The organism is Comamonas sp. NyZ500, from assembly GCF_016772095.1.
Lineage (GTDB): Bacteria > Pseudomonadota > Gammaproteobacteria > Burkholderiales > Burkholderiaceae_C > Comamonas > Comamonas thiooxydans.
Map to the genome: position 1 here is coordinate 83,357 of NZ_JAEIJE010000008.1, position 9,233 is coordinate 92,589.

A 9,233-nucleotide genomic window follows, 5' to 3' on the forward strand; every position below is an offset into this window, starting at 1 on the left:
CATGCAAGTAGTTAACCTCGTGCAGGGCAGCCCTGAATGGCATGCCCACCGTGCCCAGCACAACAATGCCTCTGATGCTCCCATCATGATGGGCTGCAGTCCCAATGAGCACCGCCGCGAGTTGGTTGCTCGACTGGCGACGGGCGTTCCCAAGGAGTTCTCGCGTTATGTCCAGGAGCGTATTCTGGATAAGGGCCATGACTTTGAGCGCCTGTGCCGCCCTCGTGCAGAGGCGATTCTGGGCGAAGACTTGGCTCCGTTGGTTGGTGTCAACGGCGAGGATTCATCCAGCTATGACGGCTTGACCTTCATGCATGACATAGGCTGGGAGCACAAGCGCCTGAATACAACTCTTCGGGAAGTGATGACCGATTCTTGCACCGGCACTGATCTCCCCCTGTGTTACCAGTTCCAGATGGAACATCAATGCATGGTCAACCCAGCGCTGGAGAAGGTGCTGTTCCATGCCAGTGAATGGACTGACGATGATCAGTTCATCGAAGAGCGCCATTGCTGGTACTACCCGAACCTGGAACTGCGCGCACAACTCAAGGCTGGCTGGGTACAGCTGGCCAAGGATGTTGCATCCTACGACCCTGCAAACGAGCGTCAGGCACCAGCAGTGGCCACGCCAGTTGAAAGCCTGCCGGCTGTTGTGGTGCAGGTGAATGGCGCCTTGACCGTGGGCGGCAACCTGGAGGACTTCGGAACTGCGCTGCGGACCTTTATTGACCGAATCCCCAAGAAGCCCAGCACCGACCAGGAGTTCGCTGATGCGGAGGCTGCAACCAAGGCGCTCAAGAAGGCCGAGGACGCTCTGACCACCGCTGAAGATGGCGCACTTGCCCAGATCAGCGACGTAGAGGTGATGCGTCGCACCGTGGCCGACTTGAAGAACTTGGCGCGCACCGCCCGCTTGGCGACTGAAAAGCTGGTGGCCGCCGAGAAGGAAGCGCGCCGGGCCGCCATTGTGACCGGTGCGCAAGCTCAGCTCGATCAGCACATCATTGCTCTTAATCAGCGCCTTGGGACCAACTGGCTGCAACGTGTTGCTGGCGGCTTTGGCGAAGTGATCAAGGGCAAGAAATCGCTGGCCAACATGGATGACGCGGTGGCCGTGGCCCTGACCAATGCCAAGCACGAAGCCAACCAGCTTGCCGACCGCCTGGAAGCCAACCGCAAGCACCTGATGCAAGAGGACGGAGACTGGATTGCTCTGTTTGCGGACTTCGCCACCGTGGGCACCAAGGCTGCTGAGGACTTCCAGGCCCTGGCCGCCCTGCGTATTGGCAATCACAAGCAGCAGGAGGCCGCCCGCCTGGAAGCCCAGCGCGAGCAGATCCGCAAGGAAGAAGCCGCCAAGCTGGAACGCGAAGCTGAAGCGGCAGAGCGCAAGCGCATCGAAGAACAGGCCCAGCAGGAGAAGGCTGCAATTGCTCAGGCCCAGAAGGCCGGGGACTTGGCCGCGCCTGTGGCCGACGATCTGGCAGGCCTCGTGCAGGACAAGGCAGTGGAAGGCATGGCCGGCATCGACGCCAAGCAGGCTATCAGCACGGCCAAGGCCAGCGCTGCAGCAGTCGACACCAGCCCGGTCATGACGCTGGGCCAGGTCAACACGCTGCTGGAAGCCGCCGGCCTGGGCAAGATCAGCGCCGCCACGCTGGAGCACCACGGCATTGCGTTCACCCGCGAGCGTGGAGCCGTGCAGGTCACAGAGTCCAGCACCAAGCGCCTGGCGCTGCTGCTGTCCCTGGGCTTCCGCAAGCTGGCCGACGAACTGCAGGCAGTCACCGCCTGATCGACATCAATAGCAACCACCGCAAGCCTGCTCTAAACCAGCAGGCTTTTTCATTGAAAAGAGGATTCCATGGCCTTTGAACTGACCAGCCCCACCAATGTCGTCATCACCAACGCCAATCCCCGCCGCGAGCTACACGGCGAAGAAAAGGTGCGCGCCATCGACTTGGCATGCTCTCTGACCGGCCCGAACACGCTGCTGGATGTGATTGAGCCAGGCCTGCGTGAGCACCACTACTGCAACAAGGCGGCCAAGGACGGTCAAGACGAAATCCCCGGCCTGGATTTCCCACTGCCGAACCTGCGCCATCCCCAGCTGCCGCTGCTGTACCACTATGGCAAGGGTCTGAAGTTCCGTGGCTACCGCCTCACCCAAGACTGGGGCCTGGACGAATACCACGTTGATTTCACCGATGTGGTGGTTTCGAACCTGCAATATGAGCTCTCCGAAGGCGGTAGCGTCACCATCAAGTGGACCATCTCGTACAACGGCGAAGAGCTGCAGGACAACGAGTTGTTCGGCGAGCTCTCCGGCCTGGCCGCCGAAGGCGAAATCTCCATCAAGCTGCTGGCCCCGGCAGAGTTGGTCCAGGCCAAGAAGGGCTACCGCGCCGGCAAGCCTGACACGCCCAGCACCGGCGGCAACCCGGACCAGCGCGACATCGAGGACGACGAAGGTGGTGAGAAGCAGCAGACCCCCGAGGATGCGTTTGCAGCTGCTGTGAGTGCGGAGGCTCAGTCGTGAACGCATTCGACCAAGCCAAGCCGCGCCGCAAGGTGCACAAGACCGTGAAGAGCATCGACGTTGAGCTCATCACGATCAAGAACGATCCCTTCCCCGGCCAGCGTGCATGCCCCGAAGGCAAGTATGCGGAGCTGTTCTCCAAGATGAAGCCTGGGCAGTGCCTCTCCTGTGAGCCTGATGAAGTTCAGCCCCTGGGCGCGGCCATGCGCAAGTGGATCGCCAGCCAGGACAAGGTCGACAAGCTGGAGGTGCGCACCATGTCGCGCTTCCCGGGAGATAGCCGGGGCCGCGTCTGGCTCATTGCCAAGGAGGCCAAGCTGCGCAAAGTGGCTTGAGCTTCTGTCACCCATCACAGCCCGCCGCCGCGGGCTTTTCTCATTCTGGGAGCCACCTATATGCAAGACAAGACCCCCCTCGCCCACTACAGCGGCGTATTGTCAGAGGCTGTGCACGAGAGCGCGGCAGTCACAGGGGAGACCACGCGCCCCATCGCTCCAGAGTTCAATTTGAAGACCTCTGCAGGTGGTCGCGGCTATGTGTCGTGGTACTTCTCCAACATCATGCAACGCCATGACTTCGGCAACTACATCACCAAGACACTGGCAGCAGACTTTGCATGCGCCCTGGCGAGTTGGTTGCGCGACGGAAAGCCGCGCGTAGAAAGCCATGCAGCGCCCGCAGCCGTGGCAGTGCCTGATGGGTGGACGCCCACTGTGGAGAACGTCAACGCGCTGCCTGACCCTCTGCGCGCCTACATCCACGCGCTGGAAACAAATGCCGATCCTTCGGGGATGGTGCGCGACAACACCATATTGCGCGAGCAGCTTGCTGGTCTGCAAATCATGTTCCGCAAGTCTCAGGACGCGCTTGCCGCCACCCCGGCAGCTACCGAATCGCGCGAGGAACTGGCCCACCGCTTGATTGGCGAAGTGAAGACCGCAGACGCTATCGCCACGGCCATTTGCCAGCGCGTGGCCGAGTTGGGCGACCGCAGCAGCCCTGAAGACTGGCCCGAGGCCATGCTTGTGACAGGCGATGAGTTGCACTTGATCGCCCGTGAAGCGGTCATTGAGGCACAGGAAACCTCGGCGGCAGCCGCGCCAGTGGTGCTGCCTGAGCCTGATGGCGTGGCGAATCTGCCCTATTTCTCCTACGACAGCGACAGCGGTGTCGAATTCCATGAAACCGAGGCCGAAGCGATAAAGGCTTGCGAATCGGCTCTTGGCTACTACCGCGAGGAATCGCCCGATGGGTGGCCTGATGAAGTGGAGAGCCTCAAGTGGGGATTGGTATTGGGGCGCAGTGTGCAGTGCGATGTGCAGCCGATTGAAGATCACCCCGATTTCACAGAAACCTGCGACTACCAGCTGAAGCCTTACGCCCTGCTGGCTACTGCTACCGGACTTCCCGCGCAGGCGGTGGCAGACGAGGTGCACTGCGTCTGCGGAGCGTCTTGGCTACGCCATGGTGTCAACGATTACGAAATGACCGACACGCCTCGCAAGGCGCAGGCATCAGGAGATGCAAATGGGTAAACAGATCACAGCGGAAAAACTGAGGTCTATAGCCAGCTATGACCCAGAGACCGGATTGTTCACTCGCAAGAATGGGACAAAGGCTGGGACTCTTTCTCACCATGGATACATGAGGATGAAGATTGATGACAAGTCCTATGCGGTTCATCGTCTGGCATGGCTCTATATGACAGGAAAAATGCCAGTCACTAGCATCGACCATGTTGATGGCGACAAGCTGAACAACAGATTCTCAAACCTCAGGGAGGCCAACCGCTCTCAAAACAACCAGAATGGCCGCGCAGCAAAAAGGAAGATCGATCTTCCTCGCGGTGTATGCATCTCGCATCCGTCCGGAAGGTTCAAGGCATCCATAAGCCTTGGAAATAAGCGACGACATCTTGGAACATTCAACACCCCAGCGGAAGCGAGCGAGTTTTACCAACTCGCAGCGGACATGCTCCACGGAGAGTTCGCATTCCACAGGTGCCAGGGAGCCGCTATCGCGGCAGCAAAGGGGGAGAGTGAATGAACATGCCAACCGTACTTGATGCCTGCTGCGGCAGTCGAATGATGTGGTTCGACAAGCAAGACCAGCGCGCATTGTTCTCTGACCAGCGAAGCGAGACTTTGACGGTCACCGACCGCACGCACCATGAAGATGGCACGCGCACGCTGGTGATTGAACCCGACTTCTTGATGGACTTTCGCGACATGCCGTTCCCGGATGAATCGTTTTGGCATGTCGCGTTCGATCCGCCACACCTTGAACGCGCTGGGCCAAAAAGTTGGCTTGCCGCGAAATACGGGAAGCTCGGGCCAGATTGGCGCGAAGACCTGCGCGCTGGCTTCGCAGAGTGTTTTCGGGTTTTGCGGCCACATGGAACGCTGGTGTTCAAGTGGAACGAAACCCAGGTGAAAGTCAAAGAGGTTCTGGCACTTACACCGGAGCGGCCACTTTACGGGCAGGTATCAGGACGCTCGGGAATGACTCACTGGCTTGTATTCATGAAGGCAGCAGCCAAGGAAGGAGCGCAGCAGTGAAAGAAGACCTGCCGCCCAACGAACTGGAACTCAAGATTGCATCCCACACCGGCGTCATACCCGTATGCCCGTTTTGTGGGAGCACGGCCCTCATGCGATCCAGCGTGAATAACGCAGGGTTCGGGGGATTCACGATTTACCAAGCCCGTATCTGGTGCACAAACATCAGCTGCAACGCCACCGTTCTGCTCAACGAAAGAACTCTGGAAGTGGCTCAAGCTGGCGTAATGGCCAATTGGGCACGTGCACAGCGCGCCCAGGCGCAGAAAGGCCAAGCATGAGCACCCCGGACTCCAACATCAGGAAGTTCCCCGGGACTGAGCTCCCGGAGCAGACGCTCACAGCCAATAAGAATTGGCACAACTTCTGCGAACACAAAAAGATCTCCCTGGACGATCACAGCCGCACCGTGCGCTGCGCTGCTTGCGACCAGGTATTCGATCCATTCGACTTTCTGCAAAAGGAAGTCACTCGCTTACAGCGCGCCTGGGAAGACCACAAATATGTTCAAAAAAGCCTGAATGACCTCAGGGATGGAGTTGAGTCCTTAAAAAAGGAAGAGGCCCGCCTGAAGGCGCGCATCAGAACGGCCAAGGCCAAGGTGGCGCCGGTAATCGATGTGAGGAACCGCGAACTATGAGCAAGCGAGCCTGCGACCGAGGCGACAAGCGCGACAGATGGCGCGGACCAATCAACCACCCTGAGCCCCGCTGATGCGGGGTTTTGCTTTTGGAGAACGACATGACCACAATCGAACGACTGGAACAAGAAGTCGCCCGACTGACCAGTGCTGTCATCATGATGGCCCAGTCCAAGGGCGAGCGCCTCACCACCGCGCAGGTGACAGAGCGAGTTGGCCGCTGCCGACAGACCATTATGGCCATGGTGCGGCGCGGCGACTTCCCAGAGCCATGCAACGATGGAAAGTGGCTCCTGGCCGATGTGCTGGAATGGGAGAGCAAGAAGAAGGCTTAACCCAGACGGGCGGCAATGTCCCCCGCCTTGGGGTTGTAGTAGACCAGGGCCTGATCCATGCGCGACCAGCCGAACATCTTGCATAGATCCATAACAGCCTGCTGGGCCGGAACGTTGCCGCTACGCATCCGGCCAGCAATCATCGTGGCAGCCGTATGACGGCTGTCATGGAAGGTGAACCCTTCAAGCCCAGCGCGGGCCCGGTATTTCCGGAACATCGCATCCAGCGTCTGAGCTGTGATGCCGAATACCTTTTCATCGTCCCAGCCGCGCAGCCTGGAGATGAGCATCTTTGCCCGTGAACTCAGCGGCACTTCACGGCGCTTCCCATTCTTGGTGATGTGCAGGATCACATGATCCTCTCGCACATCCTCCCACTTCAAGTTACACAATTCCCCGGCCCGCATCCCTGTGCACAGCGCCATGGCGAAGGCCATGCCGACCGCCTGCTGCACTGACCGAATAGACCCAGGACCATAGGCCAGCGCCCGAAGCATCTTGGCAATCTGCGCGCGTGAAATCACCACTTCACGGTGATCAGGCTCGGCAGGCCGGCGAACATCGCTCAGCGGGTTTGCATTGATCCACCGCCATTCCCGGCGAGCCGTAGTCATGATCGAGGAAAGCAGATTCATGTCCCGAAGCACAGAACCGCGAGCAACCACCTTTAGCCGGGCATCGCGCCATGCTGCAAAGTGATCCGGCGTCAGGTCAGACATCTTCACCTTCGCGGGGAAAACGTCATGCCTAAGGATGGCATTGATCCGGATCACCTCTTTATCCCCGCCGCGCTTGGTGGGGGAGATCTCTTCCCCATAGCGAAGCATGGCCTGCTGCAAGGTCTTGATGGTGCCAGTCTTTCCCTGGGCTTGGGTTTTGAGCTCCATCCGAGTGCGTGCTATCCAGTCGTCCGCCTCGCGCTTGGTGGGGAATGTGCCGCCGACGCGCTCTCCGTTGACTTGCATCTGGACGCGCCAAGTTCCCTCGTCGGTCTTCTTCGGGGTTGCCATCTAAGTCTGATCCGTGAATTCACCTGTGCAAATTCCGTGAAGTGAAGATCACGGACATTCAACACAGGTTGTTAAAACGGGTTAGATGGTATCCGTGAATCGTTGATTCTTCACGGTTTTCACTGTTGAGCGTTAACTTTCGTTAAAACGCTGAGATATGTTGGTGCCCCGAACCGGAATCGAACCGGTACGCTTCGTTAAAAGCGGCAGATTTTAAGTCTGCAGTGTCTACCAATTTCACCATCGGGGCCCACTTCACAACCAGCGCCGGGCGCCAGCGAGAAGTATTGCATCAGCCATGCGACCAAAGCAATAAAAAAGGGAAGCTTTTGCTTCCCTTTTCAAAATCTGGAGCGGGAAAACGGGTTCGAACCGTCGACCTATACCTTGGCAAGGTATCGCTCTACCAACTGAGCTATTCCCGCATTTCTGCAAAGCCGTTCACCTTACAGAGCAGACTCGAATTATAGCCACGATTTTGAGCCGGTTTTCGAAAACCGCGTGGCTTTTTCAGATAGCCCTGTTCAGGCAGGCTGAGGTACAGACTCAAGCCTGCCCTTGACGATCTGCAGCAGATCGCGCTTTTGCACCTTGTTGGATGCGTTGACGGGCAGGCCATCGAGCTGGAGGACAAAGCGCGGCACCTTGTAGTTGGCCATATTGGCGCGGCACCAGGCGATGAAGGCCTCCTGGTCCAGTGTAACGCCGTTGCGTGTCACCACGCAGGCACAGCCTACCTCGCCCATGCGCTCGTCGGCCACCCCGACCACGGCAACCTGTGCCACCTCGGGGTGGTTGGACAGCATGCGCTCGATTTCCGCAGGGTAGCAGTTGAAGCCGCCCACGATGAACATATCCTTGAGGCGATCGGTAATACGCAGATAGCCGCGCTCGTCAAGCACTCCCACATCGCCTGTATGCAACCAGCCATCGGCATCAATGGTTTCTGCCGTGGCCTTCTCATCCTCGAAGTAGCCCTGCATGATGTGGTAGCCGCGCAGCAGCACCTCACCCGCTTCACCTGGGGCAACAGGCTGCCCTTGCTCGTCCACACAGCGCACCTCGGTCCCCGGCAGGGCCTTGCCACAGGTATTGGCCACGGTTTCCACATTGTCGGAGGGCTCGCAGAGCGTGGCACAACCACCGCACTCCGTCAGGCCGTAGGCCGTGGTGACATTCATGATGCCCAGCTCCTCGCGCATGCGCTTGATGAGAATGGGAGGTACCGTGGAAGCACCGGTCACGGAGGACTTCAGCGAGCTCAGATCGAAATTCTTGAGCCCCGGATGCGCCAGCATGGACAGAAACAGAGTGGGCGGCCCGGGCAGGAAGCTGATACGGTCGCTCTCGATGCGATGCAAGATGGCTTGCGCATCAAATACCTGCTCGGGATAGACGGTAGAGCCCTGCAGCAAGGCTGCCACCCAGCCGGCCTTGTAGCCAAAGGTGTGAAAGAACGGATTGACGATCAGGTATCGGCTGCCTTCGGTCAAACCCACCACATCCGACCAGGCCTTGAAAGCCAGGATCGTCGGGCGGTGCGCGCACATCACTCCCTTGGGGCGTCCCGTGGTGCCGGAAGTGAACATCAGATCGGCCGTATCGTCAGGTTTTATCCGGGCTTCACGCTGCTGCTGGGCTTCGGCAGTCGTGTCATCGGCCCTGGCCATGAACTGCGCCCAGTTCATATCCGCGCTGGGCAGCACCTTGTCACCGAGTACCACCACCTGCTGCAGTGTGACAGGACGCAGGCCGTTCAGCAGATCCGGGTAGTAGTTGTTCAGGAAGTCGCCCACGCACACCAGCACCCTGGCACGGCTGCGTTCGAGAATATCGGCAGCCTCGGCGCCCTTCATGCGGGTGTTCAAGGGCACCAGCACGCCGCCCGCAGCATGCACACCGCAGGCGGCAACGATCCACTCGCTGAGATTCGGTGCCCACAGAGCCACACGGTCGCCAGCCTGCACGCCCAGACTCATCAAGGCACGTGCGGCCAGGCGGCTCAGCTGCTGCAGCTGGGCATAGCTGATGGATTTGCCGTTTTCGACAATCGCCGCGCGGTCGGCAAAGCGGCTGACCACGTCAGCCAGCATGCCGGGCAAGGTCAGCGAAGACTCGGGCATCGCGTTCTGGTTGGTATTCGACATA

11 protein-coding genes and 2 tRNA genes are annotated in these 9,233 nt (G+C 59.2%); 9 read left to right on the forward strand and 4 right to left on the reverse strand.

Translation table 11 applies throughout. The annotated features are described in order from the left end of the window. Position 1 precedes the first annotated feature (1 nt). The 9 genes from JAO85_RS13995 to JAO85_RS14035 all read left to right on the forward strand — a co-directional run bounded on the left by JAO85_RS13995 (position 2) and on the right by JAO85_RS14035 (position 6,075). Positions 2–1,798, forward strand: a complete 1,797-nt coding sequence (locus tag JAO85_RS13995; RefSeq protein WP_237734843.1) for an endonuclease — start codon at positions 2–4, stop codon at positions 1,796–1,798. A 69-nt stretch (positions 1,799–1,867) separates the two neighbouring features. Continuing rightward, positions 1,868–2,542, forward strand: coding sequence for a hypothetical protein (locus JAO85_RS14000; RefSeq protein WP_202788323.1), 675 nt, complete (start codon positions 1,868–1,870; stop codon positions 2,540–2,542). Continuing rightward, positions 2,539–2,877 carry a hypothetical protein gene (locus JAO85_RS14005; RefSeq protein WP_202788324.1) on the forward strand — a complete coding sequence of 113 codons (339 nt, stop codon included), beginning with the start codon at positions 2,539–2,541 and terminating at the stop codon, positions 2,875–2,877. Before JAO85_RS14000 ends, JAO85_RS14005 begins: the two co-directional genes overlap by 4 nt. A 60-nt stretch (positions 2,878–2,937) precedes the next feature. After that, entirely contained in the window at positions 2,938–4,077 is a 1,140-nt protein-coding gene (locus tag JAO85_RS14010; protein ID WP_202788326.1) for a hypothetical protein, read from the forward strand. Beyond that, positions 4,070–4,588: an HNH endonuclease gene (locus tag JAO85_RS14015; RefSeq protein ID WP_202788327.1), complete on the forward strand. Its 519-nt coding sequence runs from the start codon at positions 4,070–4,072 to the stop codon at positions 4,586–4,588. The genes JAO85_RS14010 and JAO85_RS14015 overlap by 8 nt, the downstream gene beginning before the upstream one ends. A 2-nt stretch (positions 4,589–4,590) precedes the next feature. Then, positions 4,591–5,100, forward strand: a complete 510-nt coding sequence (locus JAO85_RS14020; RefSeq protein ID WP_202788384.1) for a class I SAM-dependent methyltransferase — start codon at positions 4,591–4,593, stop codon at positions 5,098–5,100. Next, positions 5,097–5,381 carry a hypothetical protein gene (locus tag JAO85_RS14025; protein ID WP_202788328.1) on the forward strand — a complete coding sequence of 95 codons (285 nt, stop codon included), beginning with the start codon at positions 5,097–5,099 and terminating at the stop codon, positions 5,379–5,381. The genes JAO85_RS14020 and JAO85_RS14025 overlap by 4 nt, the downstream gene beginning before the upstream one ends. Then, positions 5,378–5,740 (forward strand): hypothetical protein, encoded by a 363-nt coding sequence (locus tag JAO85_RS14030; RefSeq protein WP_202788329.1) that lies wholly within the window; start codon positions 5,378–5,380, stop codon positions 5,738–5,740. The genes JAO85_RS14025 and JAO85_RS14030 overlap by 4 nt, the downstream gene beginning before the upstream one ends. 101 nt (positions 5,741–5,841) lie before the next feature. Continuing rightward, on the forward strand, positions 5,842–6,075 hold the full coding sequence (locus JAO85_RS14035; protein ID WP_202788330.1) for an AlpA family transcriptional regulator: 234 nt from the start codon (positions 5,842–5,844) through the stop codon (positions 6,073–6,075). On the opposite strand, the gene JAO85_RS14040 is transcribed toward JAO85_RS14035, so the two are convergent. The 4 genes from JAO85_RS14040 to JAO85_RS14055 all read right to left on the reverse strand — a co-directional run bounded on the left by JAO85_RS14040 (position 6,072) and on the right by JAO85_RS14055 (position 9,232). After that, the gene (locus tag JAO85_RS14040) at positions 6,072–7,085 is read right to left on the reverse strand and encodes a site-specific integrase (RefSeq protein ID WP_202788331.1); all 1,014 of its coding nucleotides are present in this window, start codon (positions 7,083–7,085) and stop codon (positions 6,072–6,074) included. The genes JAO85_RS14035 and JAO85_RS14040 overlap by 4 nt on opposite strands. A 161-nt stretch (positions 7,086–7,246) precedes the next feature. After that, positions 7,247–7,335 (reverse strand) — tRNA-Leu (locus tag JAO85_RS14045). 99 nt (positions 7,336–7,434) lie between these two features. Beyond that, positions 7,435–7,510: transfer RNA gene (locus JAO85_RS14050), tRNA-Gly, on the reverse strand. 99 nt (positions 7,511–7,609) lie between these two features. After that, entirely contained in the window at positions 7,610–9,232 is a 1,623-nt protein-coding gene (locus tag JAO85_RS14055; RefSeq protein WP_039049278.1) for a FadD3 family acyl-CoA ligase, read from the reverse strand. Position 9,233 lies beyond the last annotated feature (1 nt).